Annotated in this window: 22 protein-coding genes; 18 read left to right on the top strand and 4 right to left on the bottom strand. The window is 65.6% G+C overall.

The genetic code is table 11. The features are described from left to right. Positions 1-117: 117 nt before the first annotated feature. From FRZ44_RS07610 to FRZ44_RS07640, 7 genes are all read left to right on the top strand, one after another. Positions 118-486, top strand: a complete 369-nt coding sequence (locus FRZ44_RS07610; RefSeq protein WP_151176621.1) for an ArsC family reductase — start codon at positions 118-120, stop codon at positions 484-486. A gap of 21 nt (positions 487-507) precedes the next feature. Next, complete coding sequence (locus FRZ44_RS07615; protein WP_225308592.1) at positions 508-1,755, top strand: FAD-dependent oxidoreductase; 1,248 nt, start codon at positions 508-510, stop codon at positions 1,753-1,755. A 238-nt stretch (positions 1,756-1,993) separates the two neighbouring features. Then, on the top strand, positions 1,994-2,467 hold the full coding sequence (locus FRZ44_RS07620) for a PAS domain-containing protein (protein WP_151176622.1): 474 nt from the start codon (positions 1,994-1,996) through the stop codon (positions 2,465-2,467). 331 nt (positions 2,468-2,798) lie between these two features. Further along, the gene (locus FRZ44_RS07625; RefSeq protein ID WP_151176623.1) at positions 2,799-4,082 is read left to right on the top strand and encodes an ABC transporter substrate-binding protein; all 1,284 of its coding nucleotides are present in this window, start codon (positions 2,799-2,801) and stop codon (positions 4,080-4,082) included. A 5-nt stretch (positions 4,083-4,087) separates the two neighbouring features. Next, positions 4,088-4,999, top strand: coding sequence for an ABC transporter permease (locus FRZ44_RS07630; RefSeq protein ID WP_151176624.1), 912 nt, complete (start codon positions 4,088-4,090; stop codon positions 4,997-4,999). Beyond that, on the top strand, positions 4,992-5,942 hold the full coding sequence (locus FRZ44_RS07635) for an ABC transporter permease (protein ID WP_151176625.1): 951 nt from the start codon (positions 4,992-4,994) through the stop codon (positions 5,940-5,942). The genes FRZ44_RS07630 and FRZ44_RS07635 overlap by 8 nt, the downstream gene beginning before the upstream one ends. A gap of 60 nt (positions 5,943-6,002) precedes the next feature. Beyond that, positions 6,003-7,115, top strand: coding sequence for an ABC transporter ATP-binding protein (locus tag FRZ44_RS07640; protein WP_151176626.1), 1,113 nt, complete (start codon positions 6,003-6,005; stop codon positions 7,113-7,115). Positions 7,116-7,314: 199 nt separating this feature from the next. Here FRZ44_RS07640 and FRZ44_RS07645 read toward each other — a convergent pair whose 3' ends face one another. The 3 genes from FRZ44_RS07645 to FRZ44_RS07655 form a co-directional block, all read right to left on the bottom strand. Continuing rightward, positions 7,315-7,767 carry a GcrA family cell cycle regulator gene (locus tag FRZ44_RS07645; RefSeq protein ID WP_151176627.1) on the bottom strand — a complete coding sequence of 151 codons (453 nt, stop codon included), beginning with the start codon at positions 7,765-7,767 and terminating at the stop codon, positions 7,315-7,317. Positions 7,768-8,027: 260 nt separating this feature from the next. After that, positions 8,028-8,375 (bottom strand): DUF2794 domain-containing protein, encoded by a 348-nt coding sequence (locus FRZ44_RS07650; protein ID WP_151176628.1) that lies wholly within the window; start codon positions 8,373-8,375, stop codon positions 8,028-8,030. Between the two features lie 202 nt (positions 8,376-8,577). Then, positions 8,578-8,922, bottom strand: coding sequence for a hypothetical protein (locus FRZ44_RS07655; protein WP_151176629.1), 345 nt, complete (start codon positions 8,920-8,922; stop codon positions 8,578-8,580). 323 nt (positions 8,923-9,245) lie between these two features. Between FRZ44_RS07655 and FRZ44_RS07660 the strand changes: the two genes are divergently transcribed. From FRZ44_RS07660 to FRZ44_RS07685, 6 genes are all read left to right on the top strand, one after another. Continuing rightward, positions 9,246-9,893: a tetratricopeptide repeat protein gene (locus tag FRZ44_RS07660; protein ID WP_191908468.1), complete on the top strand. Its 648-nt coding sequence runs from the start codon at positions 9,246-9,248 to the stop codon at positions 9,891-9,893. A 6-nt stretch (positions 9,894-9,899) separates the two neighbouring features. After that, positions 9,900-11,264 carry a PQQ-like beta-propeller repeat protein gene (locus FRZ44_RS07665; protein ID WP_151176631.1) on the top strand — a complete coding sequence of 455 codons (1,365 nt, stop codon included), beginning with the start codon at positions 9,900-9,902 and terminating at the stop codon, positions 11,262-11,264. A gap of 69 nt (positions 11,265-11,333) precedes the next feature. Continuing rightward, on the top strand, positions 11,334-12,767 hold the full coding sequence (der, locus tag FRZ44_RS07670) for a ribosome biogenesis GTPase Der (RefSeq protein ID WP_151180199.1): 1,434 nt from the start codon (positions 11,334-11,336) through the stop codon (positions 12,765-12,767). 255 nt (positions 12,768-13,022) lie between these two features. Further along, positions 13,023-13,364 carry a hypothetical protein gene (locus tag FRZ44_RS07675; protein WP_151176632.1) on the top strand — a complete coding sequence of 114 codons (342 nt, stop codon included), beginning with the start codon at positions 13,023-13,025 and terminating at the stop codon, positions 13,362-13,364. Further along, positions 13,361-14,092: a helix-turn-helix domain-containing protein gene (locus FRZ44_RS07680; RefSeq protein WP_151176633.1), complete on the top strand. Its 732-nt coding sequence runs from the start codon at positions 13,361-13,363 to the stop codon at positions 14,090-14,092. The genes FRZ44_RS07675 and FRZ44_RS07680 overlap by 4 nt, the downstream gene beginning before the upstream one ends. Before the next feature lie 27 nt (positions 14,093-14,119). After that, complete coding sequence (locus FRZ44_RS07685) at positions 14,120-14,542, top strand: hypothetical protein (protein WP_151176634.1); 423 nt, start codon at positions 14,120-14,122, stop codon at positions 14,540-14,542. 62 nt (positions 14,543-14,604) lie between these two features. On the opposite strand, the gene FRZ44_RS07690 is transcribed toward FRZ44_RS07685, so the two are convergent. Next, entirely contained in the window at positions 14,605-15,150 is a 546-nt protein-coding gene (locus FRZ44_RS07690) for a DinB family protein (protein WP_151176635.1), read from the bottom strand. 365 nt (positions 15,151-15,515) lie between these two features. On the opposite strand from FRZ44_RS07690, the gene FRZ44_RS07695 reads away from it, so the two are divergent. The 5 genes from FRZ44_RS07695 to betI all read left to right on the top strand — a co-directional run bounded on the left by FRZ44_RS07695 (position 15,516) and on the right by betI (position 21,971). Beyond that, positions 15,516-16,349: a hypothetical protein gene (locus FRZ44_RS07695; RefSeq protein WP_151176636.1), complete on the top strand. Its 834-nt coding sequence runs from the start codon at positions 15,516-15,518 to the stop codon at positions 16,347-16,349. A 293-nt stretch (positions 16,350-16,642) separates the two neighbouring features. After that, a complete protein-coding gene (locus FRZ44_RS07700) occupies positions 16,643-18,301 on the top strand; it encodes a phytoene desaturase family protein (RefSeq protein WP_151176637.1) in 1,659 nt (552 codons plus the stop codon). Next, positions 18,298-19,896: a phytoene desaturase family protein gene (locus tag FRZ44_RS07705; protein WP_151176638.1), complete on the top strand. Its 1,599-nt coding sequence runs from the start codon at positions 18,298-18,300 to the stop codon at positions 19,894-19,896. Before FRZ44_RS07700 ends, FRZ44_RS07705 begins: the two co-directional genes overlap by 4 nt. Continuing rightward, a complete protein-coding gene (locus tag FRZ44_RS07710) occupies positions 19,893-21,080 on the top strand; it encodes an aminomethyltransferase family protein (protein ID WP_151176639.1) in 1,188 nt (395 codons plus the stop codon). Before FRZ44_RS07705 ends, FRZ44_RS07710 begins: the two co-directional genes overlap by 4 nt. Before the next feature lie 234 nt (positions 21,081-21,314). Continuing rightward, the gene (gene betI / locus FRZ44_RS07715) at positions 21,315-21,971 is read left to right on the top strand and encodes a transcriptional regulator BetI (protein ID WP_151176640.1); all 657 of its coding nucleotides are present in this window, start codon (positions 21,315-21,317) and stop codon (positions 21,969-21,971) included. Positions 21,972-21,988: the final 17 nt, after the last annotated feature.

A 21,988-nucleotide genomic window follows, 5' to 3' on the forward strand; every position in this document is an offset into this window, starting at 1 on the left:
TCCAACCCGTGGGCCGGGCGCACGGGGGCTTACACCGATGGCGCCGGCGGACATTTCTCAAGAGCATGATTTTGTGCGACTATCGGCGGCCGAAATGAGACAGGGGACCTGTGCGACATGGCGAAGGCCAAGGCCGTCACGATCTACGGCATCAAGAACTGCGACACGATGAAGAAGGCGCGCGCCTGGCTCGAGGCCCACAGCGTCGCTTACGAGTTCCACGACTACAAGGCGGCCGGGATCGATCGCGGCCGCCTCGATGGCTGGGCCCGAGAGGTCGGCTGGGAAGTCCTTCTCAACCGTGCGGGCACCACCTTCCGCGGGCTGCCCGAGAAGGACAAGGAAGGCCTCACCGAGAAGAAGGCCGTGGCCCTGATGCTGGCCCAGCCTTCGATGATCAAGCGGCCGGTGCTGGATGTCGGTGGCCGGCTGCTGGTGGGTTTCAAGCCCGAGCTTTACGAGAAGGCCTTCGGCTCGAAAGGCTGATGCCCAGGGGGCGCGCAGGCCGTGACCGACAACATCTCATCGATCGAGACCGGCTGCTGCATTGTCGGCGGCGGTCCCGCCGGCATGATGCTGGGTCTCATGCTGGCGCGTGCCGGCGTCGAGGTCACCGTGCTGGAGAAACATGCCGATTTCTTCCGCGACTTCCGCGGCGATACCATCCATCCCTCGACCCTGGAGCTGGTCTACGAGCTGGGACTGCTGCCGGAGTTCCTGACGCGGCCGCATGAAGAGGTTCGTCATCTCAATGCGGTGATCGGCAATGCGACCATCCGGGTCGCCGATTTCACCCATCTGCCGACCCACTGCCGCTTCGTCGCGTTGATGCCGCAGTGGGAGTTCCTGAATTTCCTGGCCGTGAAGGCGGCGAACTATCCGAACTTCCGGCTGCTGATGGAGACCGAAGCCATCGACCTCATCGAGGAGTCGGGCCGCGTGGCCGGCGTCCGGGCACGCACAAGCCAGGGCGAGCTCGCGCTGCGGGCCGATCTGGTCGTGGGTGCCGACGGGCGGCATTCGCGGATGCGCGATCGGGCCGGCCTTCCGGTCGAGCGCCTTGGCTCGCCGATCGACGTGCTCTGGATGCGCCTGTCGCGCCGCCCGAGCGATGGCGACGAGCCGCTCGGGCGGATCAATGGCGGCCGCATCCTGGTGATGCTCAATCGCGACAGCTATTGGCAATGTGCGCTGGTCATTCGCAAGGACGGGTTCGAGGCAATCAAGAAACAGGGCCTGGGGGCGGTGCAGGAGGCGATCGCGCGCGGCGCGCCCTATATGCGCGATCGTGTCGGCGAGCTCACCAGCTGGGACGATATCAAACTCCTGACCGTCGCCGTCGATCGCCTGACCCAGTGGCATCGACCGGGGTTGCTCTTCATCGGGGACGCGGCCCATGCCATGTCGCCGATCGGCGGCGTCGGCATCAATCTCGCGATCCAGGATTCGGCCGCGGCGGCGAACATCCTGGCCGCGGCCCTGCGTCAGGGAAGGCCGACAGACGCCCAGCTCGAGGCCGTGCAGCGCCGGCGCATGCTGCCGACCCGCATCATCCAATGGCTGCAGGTCACGATTCAGAACCGGGTCATCGGCCCCGTCCTGGCGAAGGATTCGCAGATCGAGGCACCTTGGCAGCTCCGGCTCCTGGGCCGCCTGCCGCTGCTGCAGCGCATTCCGGCCCGGCTGGTGGGAATGGGAATTCGCCCGGAGCATGTCCGGACGACGGCGCTGCCACCGGTTCCCAGGGCCCCGTGACCGTCTCGACCGGTGCTGGCGGGTCCGGCACAAACGCAATGTTATGAAGGGGTTGTCGGAGCGGCCGAGCCCGTGATAGTGGGCTGCCGGTGCGCGCCCGGGCGCGTAATCGCAAGCCTGTCAATCTGGCAAAAAGATGACGTCCCGCCGTCCAGGCCACGCATGACTGTTCGGTGACACGCCCCTAAGATGCCGCCCTCCTGGACGGTGGCCCGCCGGCCGGCTTCGGAAATGCGTGATGTATCAGTTCCTCGAACGGGATCAGCTTCAGTCGGTCGATATCGACCGGCTCTATCGCCACTGGGACGCGCTTCGGCAGGGCCGCGCCTTCCCCTCAAAGGGCGATATCGATCCGACCGCGATCGTGTCCTGTCTCCCCTTCATGTCGATCGCCGAGATTCATCAGGAACCGCTGCGCATCCGCTATCGCCTGGTCGGCACCGAGATCGTGCGGCTGCGCGGCGTGGACTTCACCTGGGAGTGGCTGCATGAGCTCGGCTGGAATCAGGAGACGGTCGCCGAGTTCCTGACGCAGTACGACACGATGCTGCGCAAGCGCAAACCCATCTTCGGTGTCGACGATATCCTCTGGGTCGATGGGCGCACGCGCCTCTATGAGTGGGCCTTGATGCCGCTTTCCGACGACGGGAACACCATCAGCCATTGCCTCGTCATCGAGGATCTGCGCGCGTCGGGCCGTCCGCTGCGATAGCGACGGCGGAATTCTGATTCCATTGGAATTTCTTCCCCGCTGGCGGCGCTTTTGCGTGAGCGGCCATCGGCACAAACGCGCTCTCAGATTGACATGAACAACAGTTAATGATGGAGTTGCGCCACCAGCGATAGAATTTCGCGAGTCAGCGATCGAAACTTCCTCGTGAGAGCAGTGGCGGCCAGACCTGCGCAATCGATACGCAAGCAGGACGTGATTCCTGCTTTCAGAGTCGACTCCAACCCTTCCGACATCGATAGCGGGCCGCCATGCCGTCTGACGACGGCAGGCCGAAGGGCATTCGTTCCAACCCATCTGAAAGGCGACGGCGATGCGTAATCATGACGCTGGTGTGAACGCGATTCTGGAAGGTCTGCGGGCGGGCCGGATTTCGCGAAGGCAGGCCTTCAAGACCTTGGCGGCTTTGGGCGTGGGTTCGGCGCTGCTGCCCTCGTTGACGCGCATCGCTTTGGCGGACGATGCCTTGGTGGGGCCCGGCGGCATTCCGCTGGCGCGTCCCGACAAGCCGGTCACGCTGCCGCTCTGGGAAGATCCGATCAAGAGCGGACTGGCGCCCGAGACCGACGGCACCTTCACGATCTACAACTACTCTGACTATATCGACAAGAAGCTGGTCGACGAGTTCGGCAAGCTGCACAAGGTGAAGACGCAGATCACCACCTTCGACAGCATGGACCAGTGCATCACGCGCCTCGCGACGCACGCGGTCCGCGCCGACGTCACCAACATAACCCCCGACCGGCTGGCCCAGGCAGTCGCGGGCAAACTGATCAAGCCGGTCAATCCGGACTATGTGCCGAACCTCAAGAAGAACGTCTGGCCGACATTGCACAGCCCGTTCTACGACCAGGGATCGCGCTACACCGTGCCCTATACCGTCTATACGACCGGCATCGGCTGGCGCAACGACAAGGTCAAGGAGGACATCCCCAACCTCTCGAACCCCTGGTCGATCTTCTGGAACTCTCAAGCCTATAAGGGTTTCGTCGGCGTGCTCGACGATTCGCGCGAGGCGCTGGTGCTCGCCATGCTCTATCGCGGCAAGTACGACATCAACACCGAGGACCCCGCCGAGATCGACGCGGCGCTCGCCGACCTGAAGGCGCTGATCCCGATCTGCAATCCCAAGGTCAACATCACCGAATATCAGACGCTGCCCGAAGGCACCTGCTACCTGCATCATTGCTGGTCGGGCGATCTCCTCGGCGGCGTGTTCTCCTACATGCCGGAAGGCACCGACCCGGCGGTCCTGAGCTACTGGTCCGCGCCGAAGGGCAAGGGGCCGATCCAGAACGATTGCTGGGCGATCTCGGCCTCGACCAAGAAGCCGGTACTGGCCCATCTCTGGCTCGACTACATCGTCGACAACACCGTCGCGACCGACAATTTCCTCAACTTCAACGGCTATCAGCCGCCGATGAACTCGATCACGCCGGAGAAGCTGATCGCGGAAGGCCGCATCCCGGCCAATCTCAAGACCGCCGTGATGACGGCCGAGGATTTCGGGGGCGACGCCATCCAGGAGATGACGCTCACGCCGAAAGGCCAGGCGCTTTGGCAGAGCGCCTACGCGAAGTTCGTCTCGGGCGCATAGAATCGATGCGCGAGCATTCCGGGATCTATCCGCGCGGCCTCTGGCCGGCCTTCGCCCTTCCGGGCGTGGTCTGGCTGATCCTTCTCTTCCTGGTGCCGTTCTATGCGGTGATCGGCGTCGCCTTCGGCGGCGTCGATCCGATCTTCATGATCCCGATGCCGGCCTGGAATCCCCTGGAGTGGAATTTCGATTCCATGATCCAGACGCTCCGGGGGTTCCTGCCGGGCGGCGATTACTGGGCGGTGTTCATCCGGACCACCGTCTATGTCGGCCTCGCTTTGTCGATCTGCCTGCTCGTGGGCTATCCGGTCGCCTATTACATCTCGCGCCACACGCGGCGCACCAAGTCGGTGCTGCTGGCGCTGCTGGTGCTGCCCTTCTGGGTCAGCTACCTGATGCGCATGCTGGCCTGGGTCAATCTCTTCGCGCCCTCGGGCTATGTGAACGAATTCCTCGCCTGGTCCCACATCATGCCCGATCCGCCGGACTGGCTGAACGGCAACCCGATTTCGGTGATCCTGGCGCTGGTCTATGGCTATATCCCCTATCTGATCCTGCCGCTGCTGGCGGCCCTCGACCGTATCGACAAGAGCCTGCTGGAGGCGGCGCGCGATCTCGGCGCCAACCCCTTCAGCGCCTTCCTCCATGTCACCCTGCCCCTGTCGATGACCGGAATATTGGGGGCCAGCGTCATCATCGCGCTGCCGATGTTCGGCGACTATTACACCCCCAACATCATCTCCGGGTCGCCCACCACCAGCATGCTCGGCAACCAGATCGATCTCTATTTCCATGGCGGCCCGCAGCCCTCGATCGGCGCCTCTTTGACCATGATCCTGGCGCTCTTCCTGGCGGTGCTGATGACCTACTACATGTACTCCGTCGCCAAGGCGACGCGCGAGGTGCGCGATGAGTGAGGCGGCACTCACGACGCGCCCCGTGCGCCGGCCGCAACGGACCTTCGCGCGCCGCGCGACCGACTGGATCGCCAATCCCTGGGGCAAGCCGCGCTTCCTGGTGCTGCTGACCTGGGTCTATGTCATCTCCTCGATCGCGCCGGTCGTGATCGCGATACAGTTCTCCTTCAATGACGGCCGCTCGCTGACCGCCTGGCAGGGCTTCGCCGGGGCGCGCTGGTACTGGGGCGATCCGGTCAATTCGGTCTGGCACGATCCGGCGCTGCAGCATGCGCTGTTCCAGAGCCTCAAGCTCGCGGGCCTCGACATGCTGATCGCGACGCCGCTGGGCGTGATGCTGGCGCTGGGCCTGGCGCGCTGGCGCGGGCGTGCCGCCAGCGCGTCCAACTTCCTGATGCTGTTTCCGCTGGTGACGCCCGAGATCGTGATGGGCGTGTCGCTGTCGCTCGCCTTCCTCAACGTCTTCACCTTCATCGAGCCCAGCACCACCGCGCAGGTCCTCGGGCATGTGACCTTCTCGCTCTCCTACGTCGTGGTGATCGTGCGCGGCCGCCTGTTCTCGATCGGGCGGCAGTATGAGGAGGCGGCGGCCGATCTCGGGGCCACGCCCTGGGAAACCTTGCGTCTGGTGCTGCTGCCGCTGCTGATGCCGGCGATCTTCTCAAGCCTGATGATCGTGTTCGCGATCTCGATCGACGATTTCGTGATCAGCCAGTGGCTCTCCTGCGGTGCCGATTGCGACACCATCCCGATCCGGATCTACAGCGCGACGCGGGCGGCGCCGCTGCCCTCGATCAACGCGCTGGCCTCGATCATGGTCTATTTCACGCTCGTCGCCATCGGCATCTCCTATCTGGTCTATCGCTTCATGACGCGCGGCGAGCGGCCCGCGGGCGGCGCCGGCAAGTCGATGGTCGGCTCGATGGGCGCCTTCGATGTCTGAGCGGGGCCGGTTGCCCGCGTTCTTCCTCACCAGACCCAGTCAAGACACAGGAGTGCGTACGTGGCCGGCGGCGAAGTAGAACTGGTCCATCTCATCAAGCGGTTCGGCGCGTTCGTCGCGGTCGACGGCATCAATCTCCATATGCCGGCGGGCGAGTTCTTCTCGCTGCTGGGTCCGTCGGGCTGCGGCAAGACGACGACCTTGCGCATGATCGCCGGCTTCGAGCAGCCGACCGAGGGCCAGATTGTCCTCGATGGCGAGGACATGACGCAGACCCCGCCGCATCGCCGCCATGTCAACACGGTGTTCCAGAACTACGCGCTGTTCCCGCATCTGAACGTGTTCGACAATGTCGCCTTCGGCCTGCGCCGCGCGCGGGTCGAGAAGGACGAGGTCAACCGGCGGGTGCGGGAAGCGCTCGACCTGGTGCAGCTCACCAAGTTCGAGCGGCGCCGGCCGGCCCAGATGTCGGGCGGCCAGCAGCAGCGCGTGGCGCTGGCGCGCGCGCTGGTCCTCAAGCCCGCCGTGCTGCTGCTGGACGAGCCGCTGGGTGCCTTGGACGCCAAGCTCCGCAAGCAGCTCCAGATCGAGCTCAAGGCGCTGCAGCAGCAGGTCGGCATCACCTTCATCTATGTGACGCACGACCAGGAAGAGGCGCTCACCATGAGCGACCGCATCGCCGTGATGTCGAACGGCCGGGTCGAGCAGGTGGCGCCGCCTAAGCAGGTCTATGAGGAGCCCACCACGGTCTTCGTCGCCGACTTCCTCGGCGTCTCCAACCTGATGGACGCGAATGCGCGCGGCGTCACGGGCGGCGGCCATTGCCAGGTGAAGGCCGGCGGCTTCGATCTGCGCTGCGCGCGCGGCGACACCTCGATCTCGGGCCAGACCAAGATCACCATCCGCCCCGAGCGGGTGAAGCTCGAGAAGAAGGACTCGACCGGCGAGAATCGCGTGCCGGGCCAGGTCGAGCGCTCGGTCTATCTCGGCAACGCCGTCCAGCTCATCGTGCGGCTCGCCACCGGCAACGTCATCCAGGTGCTGGTGCAGAATGGCGGCGAGGAGATCCCGTTCAACCCCGGCGATTCCGTGCAGGCCCATCTTCCCGCCGACGCGCTGCGCGTGCTCCTCGACACGGGCGCGAAGCTACCCTCGGCGGAAGCGGCGAAGTAGGGGGCGAGTTGTCGAGATATGTCCCCTCCCCCCTCGCGGGGGAGGGCCAGGGAGGGGGAACCCTCGCTCCAGAGGTCAGAATCGATTCAACTCTCGCGTCGCTGACTGCAACGGGAGTGAAGAATTCCGTCTGTTGGGGAGATCCCGTCATCCCCCTCCCTAACCCTCCCCCGCGAGGGGGGAGGGGATAGGTAGGAAGTTACGCCGCGTCGACCTGGCGCTTGTGATAGGCCGCCGCGCAATGCTGCGTGCAGTAGGGCCGTCCGGCCTCCGACGGCGCGCCGCAGAAATGGAAGCCCGCCTGCTTCGGGTCGCCGATCGGCCACATGCAGCCCTTGCCGCCGCCGGCGGGAGCCGCTCCCGGCGCCTTGGCGCTGAGCTGCGGCTGCGGGGCCGGCGGTGCCGCCGGCATCGGGGCCGGCTCGGCATGATGCTGGGGCGGCGCGACGCGGGCCGGACGCGGCATCGGCACGGGCTTGGCGCCGGGCTCGCGCTTGATCGGCGACGGACGGGCCGACAGGCCCAGGCGATGGGCCTTGCCGATGACGGCATTGCGACTGACGCCACCGAGCCGCTCGGCGATCTGACTCGCGGTCAGGCCCTGCATCCAGAGCGCCCGCAAGGCTTCAATCCGTTCCTCTGTCCACTCCATGGCTCTTCCTCCGATCTGGTCCCAAATATGGGGTAGAACCCGAGATATTGTGGTCACAGAGTTTCATCCCACCATATCGGGTATTGCAAGATCGATTCGGCGACTCCGCGAATCAAGCTGGGGATAAGCGCCAGGGGTCCTGGAGCTTGCCGATAAAAGATTGTTTTGATTTAGTTATCTCGAGCGACGCGGCGACTCGGATGGCAGCGTCGGCGGAGTCGCGGGGACGGGCCTTCGAGGCCAGGGCTAGTGGGTGGAGCTCAGCCGACGACGCGCAGGCCCGACTCCAGCAGCTCGATGATGTCCTCGAGTGCCTGGGTTCGCCGCAACCGGTGGCGGCCATTGAGCAGCAGATATTCGGCCTCGCGCTCGTTCGCGGGGCCGGTGACGGGGACGCGCTTGGCGATGCTGAAGAGCGGGCGCTCGCGGCTGGAGCGGAAGACCGAGAACATCGCGATGCCGGTGCGATGATCGATCGCGTAGTCGCGCCACTCGCCGCGCATGACCCGCCGGCTATAGAGGGAGAGAAGCTGATTCAATTCGCGGCGGCTGAAGAAAACCACGCGCTGTTGGCGCCGATATTCGGCGAGGCGGATCAGACTCGACATGCGGCGACTGGCACTCGGCTCCCGCGTTGCAAGGACCGCATCGATTCCCGGGGAAGGGTCCCGCCACGGTGAATCGGCGGATCCCGGGAATCAATCCAGTGCCGATAGTGTCGGCCAAAATCCGCAGCCGGTCCAGTCCCGAGGGCCCGAGCCCGTCGAAGCTTTCCGGGGGGCGGAATGGAGGGGAAGGCCGGCGGCAGCGCTACTGGACCAGCCTCGATTCCTGGCCGGGGATCGGCTTGCTCACACAATCCACCACCGCCAGGGTCCGGTAGCAGTAATAGACCGGCATCGGCGGATGGGCGGCGGCCTCGTCGGCCGCGATCTCTTCGGGCGTGCGGCAGTATTTTCCGGTGCGCTCGAGTTCGAAGGAGGAGCAGTCCTCGCCCGTGATCCAGCCGGCGACGTAGTCGGTCGGCAGTTTCTTGTCCATCGTGAAGGTCGTGGCGGTGACGGCCCCCATCGCGAGGTCGGCCGGCAGGCCCGCGCAGCCCTGCAGGGTCAGCGAGGCGCCCAGAATCAGGTAAAGGACGATGTTCTTGAGCATGGCGGCCGTCCTGGTCTTTCGTCGGGTCCGCCCTTCCTGGGGGACCGGATGGCGATCCTGCGCCGATCCTGGTGAAGATCGCGTTAGCGCCCGGCGCCGCCCTGTTTCCGAGCGCCGCCGAATGTCGCGGAACCCATTGAAATTCCGGGATTTGCCAAGGTGAATGCACAAGGTTATGTTACGCCCGGCTTTGGCCCCGGCCCCGGCAGGGATTTGGGGCTTGCGAGAATCAGGCTCGATGCGGCAATCGCATCGTCGGTCCTTGGGCCCAATCCCGGGATTTAGGACAAGAGGCAGCGGCGCGGGGGCCGAGAGGAGCGGGCGTGGCGGATATCTTCAAGGAAGTCGAAGAAGACCTTCGGCGCGAAAAGTTCGAGCAGCTCTGGCAACGCTATGGCCGGTGGGTGATCGCGCTCGCGGTCGTGGTCGTCCTCGGCACCGCCGGTTCCGTCGCCTGGCAACGCTATCAGCAGCATCGCGAAGCGCAACTGGCCGAACAGTATGGCGCGGCGATCGCGCTGACCGATCCGAGCACGGGCGATCTCGCCAAGGCGGATGCGGCCCTGGCGAACATCGCCGATGCCGGCGGCGGCTATGGCGCGCTGGCGTCGCTCGAGCGCGCCGCGGTCAAGGCCAAGGCCGGCGACATCGACGGCGCGGCGAAGATCTATGACGCGATGGTCGCCGACAGCACGACGCCGGCCGCGCTGCGCGATCTGGCGAAGCTGCTGAAAGTCATGCGGCTGGTCGACAGCGGCGATCCCGCGGCGCTCACCAGCGATCTGGCGCCCCTGATGGCACCCGAGAATCCCTGGCGTTTCACGGCGACCGAGCTGACCGCGATCCTCGCGCTCAAGAGCGGCGATCAGAAGCACGCCACGGAACTCTTCACCCAGCTCGCCGACGATCAGGCGGCGCCCTCCAGTCTGCGCGCGCGGGCGGCCGAAATGGCCGCGGCCCTCAAGAGCTGATTTCACATGATGTCAAACTCTGCGGTTCTTTCCTCCCGCCGGCAGCGCGCCGGTCGTGCGGCCGGCCTCGCCGGTCTCGTGATGGCGCTGACGCTGCTGTCCGGCTGCGATTACTTCTTCGGCGATCCTGAGGCGCCGCCTTTGCCGGGCCAGCGCATCTCGGTGCTGAAGATGTCGGGCTCGCTCGTGATCGATCCGAGCCTGCAGGAGAAGCAGGTCGTGCTGCCCAGGCCCGAAACCAACACGGAATGGCCGCAGCCCGGCGGCTATTCGAGCCACGCCATGTATCACGTGGCGCTCCCCGACAACATCAAGACGGTCTGGACCGCGCATATCGGCCAGGCGGCCGGCGATGACCGCGCCATCCTGGCCGAACCCATCTCGGTCGGCGGGCGCGTCTTCACCATGGATGCCGGCGCCACCGTCACCGCGTTCGACGTCGCGAATGGCGGCCAGGTCTGGCGCACCGATCTGACGCCCGAGGACGAGGACGACGATCTCTTCGGCGGCGGCCTCACCAGCGACGGCAAGATGCTCTATGTGAGCACCGCCTACGAGCATATGTATGCGCTCGACATCGGCACCGGCACCGTCAAGTGGGATGTCGATCTGCGCATGCCCCTGCGGGCCGCGCCAACCTACAGCGACGGCCGCGTCTTCATCGTCTCCACGGACAACCAGGTGGTGGCGCTGGCGGCCGACGACGGCCGCAAGCTCTGGACCCATGCCGGCGTGCCGCCGGCGGCGGCTCTCCTCGGCGGTCCGGCGCCGGCGGTGGTCGGGCCCAACGTCATCGTCCCGCTCAGCACCGGCGAGCTCCTGGCGATCCGCGCCGAGACCGGCCGCGTGCTCTGGACCGAAAGCCTCGCCGGCGGCCAGCGCTCGGAATCGCTGTCGCAATTGGCCGACATCCGCGGCCGGCCGGTGATCGATCGCGACCTGGTGCTGGCGGTCAGCCATAGCGGCGTCACCGCGGCCATCGACCTCTCCAACGGCCGGCGCGTCTGGACCAACAATTTCGGCGGCAGCCAGGGCCCCTGGGCCGCGGGCGATTATGTCTACATGCTGACGCGCGAAGGCGACGTGCTCTGCCTGACGCGCGATCAGGGCCGGCTGCGCTGGGTGCAGTCGCTGCCGACCTTCGAGAACATGGAAGAGAAGAAGCGCCCGATCACCTGGTCCGGCCCGGTGCTGGCGGGCGACCGCCTGGTCGTCACCGGCTCGAATGCGGAGGCCTATTCGATCTCGCCCTATACCGGCGAGTTCCTCGGCAAGATCGAGCTCCCGGGGCGTTCCCATCTGGAGCCGATCATCGTCAACGGCACGCTGCTGTTGGTGCTGGACAATGCGGATCTGATCGCGATGCGCTGAGGCGCGTCGCGGTTCGGAATTTCGCGACGACGAGAGAGGGCCGATCCGATGCGCCGTGAAGGCGAGACGATGGGGCTCACGCTGGCGATCGTCGGCCGCCCCAATGTGGGCAAATCCACGCTGTTCAACCGTCTGACCGGCCGGCGCCAGGCGCTGGTCGACGATCAGCCGGGCGTCACGCGCGACCGTCGCTATGGCGACGGCCGGATCGGCGAGTTCACCTTCCGGCTGGTCGACACCGCCGGTTTCGAGGACGCCAAGGGCGACACCCTCGAGGCGCGCATGCGCGACCAGACCGAGCGCGCGGTGGGCGAGGCCGATCTCATCCTCTTTCTGATCGATGCGCGCGAGGGCGTCACGGCGCTGGATCAGCATTTCCTGCGCTGGCTGCGCAAGCAGCACCGGCCGATGGTGCTGGTCGCCAACAAGGCCGAATCCAAGGCGGCGCTCTCCGGCCTCGGTGAGGCGCACCGTCTGGGGCTGGGCGATCCCATCCCGGTCTCGGCCGAACATGCGCAAGGGCTCGACCTGCTGCTCGACGCGATCCGCGACAAGCTCGGCGACAAGGCTAAGCTCGGCGATCCGGTCGAGGAGGAGGACGAGTTCGCGCTTCCGGCCGACGAGCCGGAATTCGCCGACGCCGACGCCTTCGACGAGGCGGCGGCGGCCGCCCATGAGAAGGAGATCGAGAAGCGCCCGCTCCAGCTCGCCATCGTCGGCCGTCCGAATGTCGGCAAATCGACTCTGGTGAACCGCTTGATCGGCGAGGACCGGCTGCTGGTGGGCCCCGAGGCCGGCATCACGCGCGATTCCATCGCCATCGACTGGCAGCATCGCGGCCGGCGCGTGCGGCTGGTCGACACCGCCGGCGTGCGGCGTCACTCGAAGGTGATCGACAAGGTCGAGCGGCTCTCGGTCAGCGACACGCTCAACACCATCCGCTATGCCGAGGTGGTGATCCTGGTGCTCGATTCCGAGGTCATGCTGGAGAAGCAGGACCTGACGCTCGCCCGCATGGTGCTGGAGGAAGGCCGCGCGCTCCTGATCGCCGCCAACAAATGGGACCGCATCGAGGACAAGCCCAAGGCGCTGAAGAAGCTCACCGACCGGGTCGAGAAATCGCTGACCCAGGCGAAGGGGATTCCGGTGCTGCCGGTGTCGGCGCTGACGGGCCAGAATCTCGACCGGCTGATCGACGCCGCCTTCGCGCTGCACAAGCAGTGGAACCGCCGCCTCGCCACCTCGCCGCTCAATCGCTGGCTGCGCGGCATGGTCGACAATCATCCGGCCCCGCTGGTGGCGGGACGCCGCCTCAAGCCGCGCTACATGACCCAGATCAAGACGCGGCCGCCGACCTTCGCCTTCTTCATGAACCGCCCCGAGAAGCTGCCCGACGACTATATGCGCTACCTCATCAACGGCCTGCGCGAACAGTTCGAACTCCCCGGCGTCCCCATCCGCACCACGCTGCGCAAGATCAAGAACCCCTACGCGGAGGAGTGAGCGCGCACGGCGAGCCCTCTCGCGCCGGCCTCGATTGCACCCACAGGGCTGTTCGGCGACAATCCAGCAAGGCGTGCATTTTGGGGAGCCATTGCAGTCGAGGATTGTGAATCCCTTCCCGGTGGAAGCTCTGGTCATGGGGCCCTGCAATTGGGCCTCCTGAGAGCCATCGGGTTCCAAATAAACTAGATTTTTTTCAATTAGTTACAAGAAATCCGGCCAGCCCGGACTTGAAATGGCATAAGGAATTCCTTAATGTCATCCCGTGAGGCTATTGATCCGCTGCCTGAGGCTCTCGACCAGCTCGAGGCCTTTCTGCGCAGCAAGTCACGCTCCACTCGGATCGCGGCAAGCAAGCTCTGGGGCCGCTTCGTCAGGCTGACGAGCTACGAGCTCCGCGAGCTCGATCACTATCGTGTCGATCAACGCGGGCTCTATGCCGTGACCCGGACCGTAACGCGAGGAACCGAGCTGGTGATCTTCTTTTCTGTCGAGCAAACATCGGCGCGCTTGAGGCTGCGAATGTTGACGGTGGTGCAGGTCATCGGGCAACCCCAAATGGCGGCGGCGAAGACCAAAGCAATGAGCTACCTATGAGCACCAAGAAGACTATCGACTATATCGATGCGTTGATCGCCGGTGATACGAAACTCGCGGAGGCCTTCCAAAAGGGCTTCTATGCGCAAGGCGCCGCACATCTGATCACTCAGATGCGACTGGCCGCCGGGCTTAGCCAGGCGCAGCTGGCAGCCAAGCTGGGCGTCAAGGCGCCCCGGATTTCGGAAGCCGAGAACCCGAAGGGATCGGACGGGCCGACCTACCGTGTCATGTGTCAGGTTGCGGAAGCATGCGGCTTTCGTTGGCCGACCTCGATTGCGGATCTGGCGCCTATCGGGCAAGTCACGACGCCGCAGGCCCAAGGTCAGCTTTTCGTGATCGAAGCAGATCCTGCGCCACAGGGCCGCAAGACGGCCGGAGAAATCACAGCGTCGGAGGCTTCGACGGTTGGCGTGTTCGAGACGCTGATTGACGCAATGGCCGAACCGGCAGCCGGCGCGAAATCTTCGGCAGAAGGACGTGGTTTGACCAAGAGCGAAGAGGCAGTCCTGAGCATATTCAAGAATCGGGCTGCGGGAAGACTGCGAATACTCGGGCAAGTCACGCTTGGCCCCAGCGGCCAGAGTGTGAAGCCCAATCTTCTCGAGGAATTGAAGCGACTCTTTGCAATACCTCGGAAGACTTCGGGGGAGGTTGCTTTCTCGCGCGAGGGGCTTTCTCAGAGGGCTGGATCGGGTCCCCTCAGGGACCGAAGCAAGACGCGTTAGCAGGCGCCACGATGCCGCAAGGTCACAATGAGTAATCAGACTCTGATCGCAGTTCTGGGCCTATTGGGCGGATTTGTCGGCATCGTCTCGTCCCTGTTCATGACGCGTGCCGCCACTCGCACCTTGAGCGAAGAGGGCGCGCGCAACGGTCTCGTCATATTGCAGAACCTGGTATTGCAGGTCGAAGCCGACCGGGCGAAGGCTGCATCGGAAGCCGGCGATGCGAGCCAGCCGGCGCCAGCGAACAACGATTCCAAAGGCCGTTCCACGGCCGAGAGAATTGGCGAGACGATAGCCAAGGTTGATGCCGATCTGGTCGAAGAAATCGTCAGCAAAGGCAAGGAGAGCCGCTTCGACATGAAGTGGGGCAGCATCTTGCTGGTCATTGCCTTCGCGCTGCTCGTTGCCCAGAGCATCGCGACGTTCTGGGGCGCCCCTTCGATCCACTAGCGCCGCCCTCGGTCCGGACTCCGCTCCAATTCGCAGGAACAGCGAACGCGTCGTAGCTTTCGTCACACCGGCTCCAGCCCCATCCGGCGCAGCGCCTCGTCCCGCTTCGGCGCGTCCGACTCCAGGAAGAACTCGTCCAGCTGCGGCGGCGGAACCCTCGTGCCGGCGAGCATGGCGTGGGCCTGGCCGCGATGATGGATCTGATGCTGGAACAGATGGGGCAGGATCGATCCCACCGTCTCGCGATAATCGACGCCGTCCTTGCGGTCGATGGTGACGCGGCGCGAGAGGTCGCGCGTCGTCAGGCGATCGCAGAATTGGATCAACTGCCGGTCGGTGTCGGCCTGCGCGGCCGCGAGATCGGGCAGGTCGGCATAGGGCGTCTCGTTCTCGAGCAGCACCCGCCCGCTGCCCTGGAGGTCCGCCAGATAATAGCGGTCGACCACGAGGATGTGGTTGAGCGTCTCGCAGAGAGAGGGGAAGAAGCTCACCCGCCGCGCGATGAACTCCGCCGGCGTGAGTTCGGCGCAGGCCGCCAGCAGGCGCGCATTGGCCAAGGCATTGTTGCGGGCCATGGCGCGGAAATGATCGGTCAGCCGGGTTGTCATGACGGGCCTCCGGAAATTTTTCTTAAGCCGATCAAGGGGAAGAGTCGGAACAGGGCAGGGCTCCCACCTTGTCATAATATGGCCGGAGCTGTGACATCCGCCCCTTATTAACCCCTCGCTAACCATATCGGCGCACGGTCAACATGCCCGCGGCCGAGTCGCCGCGGTATAGGGGACCGCAGCTGAGACAGATCAGGCCCTCTTCGCAGGCACGGAACCGTCCGTGGCGAAGGCTGGCAAGCTCGACCTTCATCGGCTTATCGCTTCTCCTCGGCTGCGGGAGCTCTTCCGCGAACGCCGACTCCTCAACGAATGCCCAAACCGGACCGTTCCGGCTCTTCGTCGATTTCGCGCGCGAGGAGCCCGTGGAGGCCGAATTGACGCTGGAGGGCACCCGGCCGCAGACCTTGGGCGGCATTCCGGTGAGCTTCTCCGCGATCGACGGCGCCTCGGCCGCGGGCCTGACCGTCGGCATCGCCGGCCGGCAGCGCGTCCAGTTCGACGACAGGCTGTCGCTGACGCTCGAGGCCATCGGCAGCCGCTCGCGCAACGAAGCCGATGTCACGCTCGGCACCGGCCGTGCCTGGAGCGGCGCCACCTTTTCCTATCGCGACGGGGATCTGACTCTCGCCCTGCAGCCGAACATGGCGCTGGGCTCGGCCGAGGCGACCCTGCAGCATCTGAGCTACGGCCTCACCGCCTGGGCCGCGCAGCGGCTCTGGGAGGGTGTCAGCGCCAAGATCTCGTCCGGCTTCACGCGCGAGACCGAGGAGAACGACGGCACGCATCGCGCCGATGCCGCCATGGCCGAGGTCGGGCTCTCCTTCGACCTGCCCGCCCATTGCACGCTCGACCTGGGCTACCGTTTCGCGCAGAGCGACGCCGAGCTCGGCCAGTTCTCCAGCCGCGCGCAAGGGCCCCGCGTGGGCACCCATTGGGCGCTGAGCCCGACCTTCCGCCTCGGCGTCGATTATTCCTACGACAACCGCACCCGCTACGCGCTCGACGACGAGGCGATCCAGCAGCATGACGACGCGCTCCACCGCATGGATGTCGAGGCCGACTGGGACATCGGCGGCGACAGCATCGAGGGCCTGACGCTCACCGCCAACTACCATTTCGAGAACGCCGCCGCCGCGTCCGACGGCTCGGGCGCCGCGCGCCATGTGGGCACGGTGAATGTGGCGTTCGGGTTTTAGACGACGCATCCCCTTCTTCGATCTCGCGTGAAGTCCCTCCCCTACCCCCTCCCGCAAGGGGAGGGGGCGTGGACTCTTTCTGCGGGCCCGCGCATGAAGGACGCGATTCCAATTTCTTCTAGCCCCCTCCCCTTGCGGGAGGGGGTAGGGGGAGGGGTTATCGATGAAGCGCGAGATCGCGACGTGTTGCTTCTCCACCCCCTTGAATCCCCACCCAAATCCCCCGCCTTGACGCCGCGCGCCCTCCCTTGCTATTGAATGATCATTCAAATTTCAGCGGCGGCGGAAAATCGATGTCGGCTTCATACGATGCGATCGTGGTCGGTGGCGGGCATAACGGATTGACCTGCGCCGCCTATCTCGCCAAGGGCGGCGAGAAGGAAGGCAAGAACAAGCTCAAGGTGCTGGTGCTGGAGCGCTACCACAAGGTCGGTGGGGCGGCCATGTCCGAGGAAATCTATCCGGGCTTCACCTATTCGACCTGCTCCTATGTCTGCAGCCTGCTGCGCCCCGAGATCTTCCGCTTCCTCGATCTGCCGCGCCACGGGCTCGAGGTCATCCCCTACGAGACCAACGGCCAGCCCAACCCGAACGGCGAGGGCATCGTCACCTATCGCGACCATGACCGCACGCGCGAGAGCCTGCGCCGCCATTCGGTCAAGGACGCCGAGGCCTACGACCACTACGCCGCCGAGATCAGCCGGCAATGCCGCTTCATCAAGCCGCTGCTGATGGTGACGCCGCCCGACCCGACCCAGATCAATCCCTTCGCCCAGAATCGCATCAATCCCTGGGGCAAGCGCGAGGATCTCGACGGGCTCCTCAAGATCGCGGCCGAGTTCGGCCGCATGGGCGAGAAGCAGATGTATGAGATCATCCGCTTCTGGACCATGTCGATCGGCGATTTCCTCGACGAATATTTCGAGCATCCGCGCTGGAAGGGCTTTTCCGCAGCCTCGTCGATCATCGGCACCGCCCTCGGGCCCTATTCGCCCGGCACGGCCTATGTGCTCCTGCATCACTATATGGGCGAGGTCGACGGGCAGATCGGCGCCTGGGGCTTCGCGCGCGGCGGCATGGGCTCGGTCTCGAAGGCGATCGCCTCGGCCGCGACCGAGGCCGGCGTCGAGATCCGCACCAATGCCGAGGTGGCGAGCCTGATCGTCAGGAACGGCAAATGCACCGGCGTCGTGCTCAAGAGCGGCGAGGAGATCCATGCGAAGACCGTGGTCTCCAATCTCGATCCCAAGCGCACCTATCTCAAGCTGATCGAGAAGTCGGACCTCGACGCGATCGATCCCGACATCCATGGCTATGCCAGGAACTTCAAGATCCGCGGCTCCTCGGGCAAGCTCAACATTGCGCTCGACGGCCTGCCGAAGTTCGCAGGCCTGCCGCAGGAGGCGAGCTGGGGCACGGTCGATATCGGCGGCGACTTCGACTATATCGAGCATGCCTATGACGACTACAAATACGGCTCCTGGTCGAAGAAGCCCTTCCTCGACATCGTGATCCCGACCTCGGTCGATCCGACCATGGCCCCGCCCGGCAAGCATTTCATGTCGGTCTTCGTCCAGTATGTCCCCTACAAGCTGGCGGAGACCGCCTGGACGCCCGAGATGAAGGCCGCCTTCGAGAAGGACGTGCTCGACACCATCGAGGAGAACGCGCCGGGCTTCCGCAAGCTGATCCTCCATTGCCAGACGCGCACGCCCTGGGACATCGAGAACGAGGTCGGCCTCACCGAGGGCAACATCTTCCAGGGCGAGCTCACCCTCGACCAGATGCTGTTCAACCGGCCCTTCCCGGGCCTCGGCCAATATCGCGGGCCCTTCGACGGCTTCTATATGTGCGGCTCCGGCACGCATCCGGGCGGCGGCGTGATGGGCGCCCCCGGCGCCAATGCCGCGCGCGAGATGCTGAAGGATTTCAAGCATGGGGTGGTGCGATGAGCGCCAATAACTACGACGCCATCGTGATCGGCGCCGGCCATAACGGGCTGGTGACGGCGGCTTATCTCGCCAAGGCTGGAATCAAGACTCTCGTGGTCGAGGCCAACGACCGGCCCGGCGGGGCCGCCGTGACGCGCGAGTTCGCGCCGGGCTTCAGGACCTCGGCCGTGGCGCATCTTCTGCACGCGCTCCATCCCCGCGTGATCCGCGATCTCGGGCTCGAGGGCCACGGCCTTCGCGCGACGCAGCATCGCGTCGGCACCACGGCCCTGATCCCGGGCGGGCCGCGGATCGACCTGACCGGCGATGCGGCCGCCACGGCGGCCTCGATCGGCAAGGTCTCGCCGGCCGACGCCGAGGCCTATCCGCGCGTGATGGCGCGCCTCGTGCGGCTCTCCTCGGCGCTGGGCGATTTCCTGCTGCGCACGCCGCCCTCGCCCCTCGCCGGCGCCAACGACTTCCAGACCAAGCTGGCGCTCGGCATGTTCGCCCTCAAGCTGCGGATGCTGGGCAAGAAGGACATGCTGGAGCTCTCCCGCATCCTCACCATCAATGTCGCCGACCTGGCGACCGATTTCTTCGAGAGCGACGCGATCAAGGGGCTGCTGGCGCTCGAGGCGACGCTCGGCGTCTATCTGGGGCCGCGCTCGCCCAACACCGTCTTCAACCTGCTCTATAGGCTCTCCTCCTTCGGCAAGAACGGCCTCGGCGGCTTCTATCTGCCGACGGGCGGCATGGGCTCGGTCGTGGACGCGCTGGTGAAGGCCGCGACCGCTGCCGGCGCCACGATCCGCACGGGCGCGCCCGTCGAGCGGCTCCTCATCGAGAAGGAGATCGCGACCGGGGTGGTGCTCAAGTCGGGCGAGGAGATCAGGGCGCCGATCGTGGCCTCCTCCGCCGACCCGCAACGCACGCTGCTCCATCTGGTGCCGCCGGGTAATCTCGATATCGAGTTCTCCAAGCGCATCCGCCATCTGCGGATGAATGGCTGCGTCGCCAAGATCCATCTGGCGTTGGACGGGCTGCCGGACGCGCTCAAGAGCTCGGGCGGCCGCGTCGTGGTGGCCCCCGGGATCGATCATGTGGAACGCGCCTTCGACTGCGCCAAATATGGCCGGGTCTCCGACAAGCCGGCGCTCGAGATCGTGATCCCGACGCTCAGCGACCCGAGCCTGGCGCCGGCCGGCAAGCAGGTGCTGTCGATCCTCTATCAATATGCGCCCTATCGCCTGCGCGCGACGCCGCCCGACCAGGCCCGCGCCCAGGTGTTCGAGCGCGGGCTCGACCTGCTGGAGCAGGCGGCACCCGGCACCCGGAGGCTCGTGCGCGCGGCCGAGACCCTGACGCCGCATGATCTCGAGACCCAGTTCGGGCTCTCAGGCGGGCAGTGGCATCAGGGCGAGGTGACGCTCGACCAGGTGTTCTTCCTGCGGCCCGCGGCGAGCTTCCAGCGCTACCGCATGCCGATCCCGGGCCTCTGGCTCTGCGGCGCGGGCGCCCATCCGGGCGGCAATGTGTCGGGGGCCGCGGGCGCCAATGCCGCGCGCGAGATCCTCAAGGATGTGAAGGCGCGCAAGACGAGGGCCGCCGCATGACCCACGTCCAGTATCTGAAGCCCTTCCTGAAAGAGACGCCTTTCCATGCGGCGATCGAGCCGCTCATGCATGGCAATGGCTGGGTGCGCTGGCAAGGCTATTACTCCCCGGCCTTCTATGACAGCGAGCAGTCGGAGTATTTCGCGACCCGCCACGGTGCCTCGGTCTATGACGTCTCGCCGCTGATCAAATATTCGATCACCGGCAAGGACGCGGCGCGCTTCGCCAATTTCCTGGTGACGCGCGACCTGACCAAGGTCAAGCCGATGACGGCGGCCTACACCGCCTGGTGCGACGACGACGGGAGGATGCTGGAGGAGGGCACGATCTTCCGGCTCGGCGAGAACGAGTTCCTGCTCAACGCCGCGCTGCATCAGCTCCATTGGCTGGGCGACGCCGCGTACGGCTTCGACGTGAAGATCGAGGAGGTGTCGGAGACGCTGGCGGGCCTGTCGCTGCAGGGCCCCAATTCGCGGACCATTCTCCAGGCGATGGGCGTCAAGGGCATCGAGGCGCTGCCGCATTTCGGCATCATGGAGACCCAGCTCGACGGCAGATGGCTGCGCATCGACCGCGCCGGCTTCACCGGCGACCTGGGCTATGAGATCTGGGTGAAGCCCCAGGACGCGCTCTGGCTCTGGGAGACGCTGTTCCGGGCCGGCACCCCGCACAAGATCGCGCCGATGGGCAGCCTCGCGCTCGACATGGTGCGGATCGAGGCGGGCTTCATCCTGGTCGATGTCGATTATATCGGCGCCAAGCATGCGGTGCGCCCGACCGCTGCGGTCTCGCCCTTCGAGGCCGGCATCGGCTGGTGCGTGGGGCTGAAGAAGGACAGCTATTTCGTCGGCAAGCGCGCGCTCGCGGCCGAGAAGGAGAGGGGCTCGCGCCATATCCTGATCGGGATCGAGATCGAGGGCCGCAAGCCCGCCCCCGGCGCCTTCCTCTATGCCGACAAGCCGGGCAAGGTCGAGCTCGGCCTCACCACCTCGGCCATGTGGTCGCCGCATCTGAAGAAGAACCTCGCCTTCGCCAAGGTCCCGCCCGCCTACGCCAAGCCCGGCACCGAGATGTGGATCGAGATCTGGTACGGCAAGGAACAGAAGATCGAGCGTTCGATGGTGAAATGCTGGGCCCGCAACCGCATGTTCTTCGACCCGCCGCGCAAGAAGGCGATGGCGTAGGAACGGAAACGCTGACGCATTGACTCTTCTCGGCCGCTCCGCGGCCTTCTGCTTGTCATCGCCGGGCTCGACCCGGCGATCCAGGGCCAGGAAAGGCTGGATGCCCGGATCAAGTCCGGGCATGACAGGACGGGGCAGGGACGAAGCGGGGCGCATTCTTTCCTCGCCCCCTCCCCTTGCGGGAGGGGGTAGGGGGACGGGTCGGCGACAACGGACGCTACTTATCCAGAGACCATGCCCAAGAAACCCGCCCGCCGCACCGCCCGCCCCAACGACTCCATCCGCGACCGCCGCCGCCGCGAGCTGGTCGACGCGACCGTCACCGTGATCGCGACCCACGGCTATGCCGGCACCACGGTCGCGCGTGTGGCGAAGCAGGCCGGCCTCTCGGTCGGGCTGATGAACTTCCATTTCAAATCGATCGACAAGCTGTTCGACGAGACCTTCCGCTTCATCTCGACCGAATATGACGATGTCTGGCGCGAGGCCATGGCCAAGGTCGCGGGCGCCCCGCCGGCCGATCGCCTCAGGAGCATGATCGAGGCCTATTTCGACCCGCGCATCTTCACCCACCGCAAGCTCGCGGTCTGGTTCGCCTTCTGGTCGGACGCGAATCTGCGGGACCGCTACCGCTCGCTGGTCCTGCGCGTCGAGCGCCGCTACAGCCGCGAGGTCGAGCGCACAGTCATGGAGCTCGCCAAGGAGCAAGGCATCCCCGCCGCCGACGCGAAGGTCATGGGCACCTCGCTGACGGCGATGATCGACGGCCTCTGGCTGCAATTCATGCTGAGTCCTCGGACGGCGGATCGGCGGTATGCGATCAGGACTTGCGTGGGGATGGTGGAGAACTGGTTCTCGAAACGCCCAATTAACAGTTCCGCTCCGAACTAGCTTGTCGCTTATATGAA

Origin of the sequence: Hypericibacter terrae (assembly GCF_008728855.1) — a bacterium.
GTDB lineage: Bacteria > Pseudomonadota > Alphaproteobacteria > Dongiales > Dongiaceae > Hypericibacter > Hypericibacter terrae.

Bases quoted from the DNA above. Each gene is read 5' to 3' on its own strand.
- FRZ44_RS07690 (WP_151176635.1), bottom strand. From the start codon at position 15,150: ATGACAACCCGGCTGACCGATCATTTCCGCGCCATGGCCCGCAACAAT.
- FRZ44_RS07650 (WP_151176628.1), bottom strand. From the start codon at position 8,375: ATGTCGAGTCTGATCCGCCTCGCCGAATATCGGCGCCAACAGCGCGTG.
- FRZ44_RS07655 (WP_151176629.1), bottom strand. From the start codon at position 8,922: ATGCTCAAGAACATCGTCCTTTACCTGATTCTGGGCGCCTCGCTGACC.
- FRZ44_RS07645 (WP_151176627.1), bottom strand. From the start codon at position 7,767: ATGGAGTGGACAGAGGAACGGATTGAAGCCTTGCGGGCGCTCTGGATG.
- FRZ44_RS07610 (WP_151176621.1), top strand. From the start codon at position 118: ATGGCGAAGGCCAAGGCCGTCACGATCTACGGCATCAAGAACTGCGAC.
- FRZ44_RS07620 (WP_151176622.1), top strand. From the start codon at position 1,994: ATGTATCAGTTCCTCGAACGGGATCAGCTTCAGTCGGTCGATATCGAC.
- FRZ44_RS07665 (WP_151176631.1), top strand. From the start codon at position 9,900: ATGATGTCAAACTCTGCGGTTCTTTCCTCCCGCCGGCAGCGCGCCGGT.
- FRZ44_RS07700 (WP_151176637.1), top strand. From the start codon at position 16,643: ATGTCGGCTTCATACGATGCGATCGTGGTCGGTGGCGGGCATAACGGA.
- FRZ44_RS07675 (WP_151176632.1), top strand. From the start codon at position 13,023: ATGTCATCCCGTGAGGCTATTGATCCGCTGCCTGAGGCTCTCGACCAG.
- FRZ44_RS07635 (WP_151176625.1), top strand. From the start codon at position 4,992: ATGAGTGAGGCGGCACTCACGACGCGCCCCGTGCGCCGGCCGCAACGG.
- FRZ44_RS07625 (WP_151176623.1), top strand. From the start codon at position 2,799: ATGCGTAATCATGACGCTGGTGTGAACGCGATTCTGGAAGGTCTGCGG.
- FRZ44_RS07705 (WP_151176638.1), top strand. From the start codon at position 18,298: ATGAGCGCCAATAACTACGACGCCATCGTGATCGGCGCCGGCCATAAC.
- FRZ44_RS07710 (WP_151176639.1), top strand. From the start codon at position 19,893: ATGACCCACGTCCAGTATCTGAAGCCCTTCCTGAAAGAGACGCCTTTC.
- FRZ44_RS07680 (WP_151176633.1), top strand. From the start codon at position 13,361: ATGAGCACCAAGAAGACTATCGACTATATCGATGCGTTGATCGCCGGT.
- der (WP_151180199.1), top strand. From the start codon at position 11,334: ATGGGGCTCACGCTGGCGATCGTCGGCCGCCCCAATGTGGGCAAATCC.
- betI (WP_151176640.1), top strand. From the start codon at position 21,315: ATGCCCAAGAAACCCGCCCGCCGCACCGCCCGCCCCAACGACTCCATC.
- FRZ44_RS07685 (WP_151176634.1), top strand. From the start codon at position 14,120: ATGAGTAATCAGACTCTGATCGCAGTTCTGGGCCTATTGGGCGGATTT.
- FRZ44_RS07630 (WP_151176624.1), top strand. From the start codon at position 4,088: ATGCGCGAGCATTCCGGGATCTATCCGCGCGGCCTCTGGCCGGCCTTC.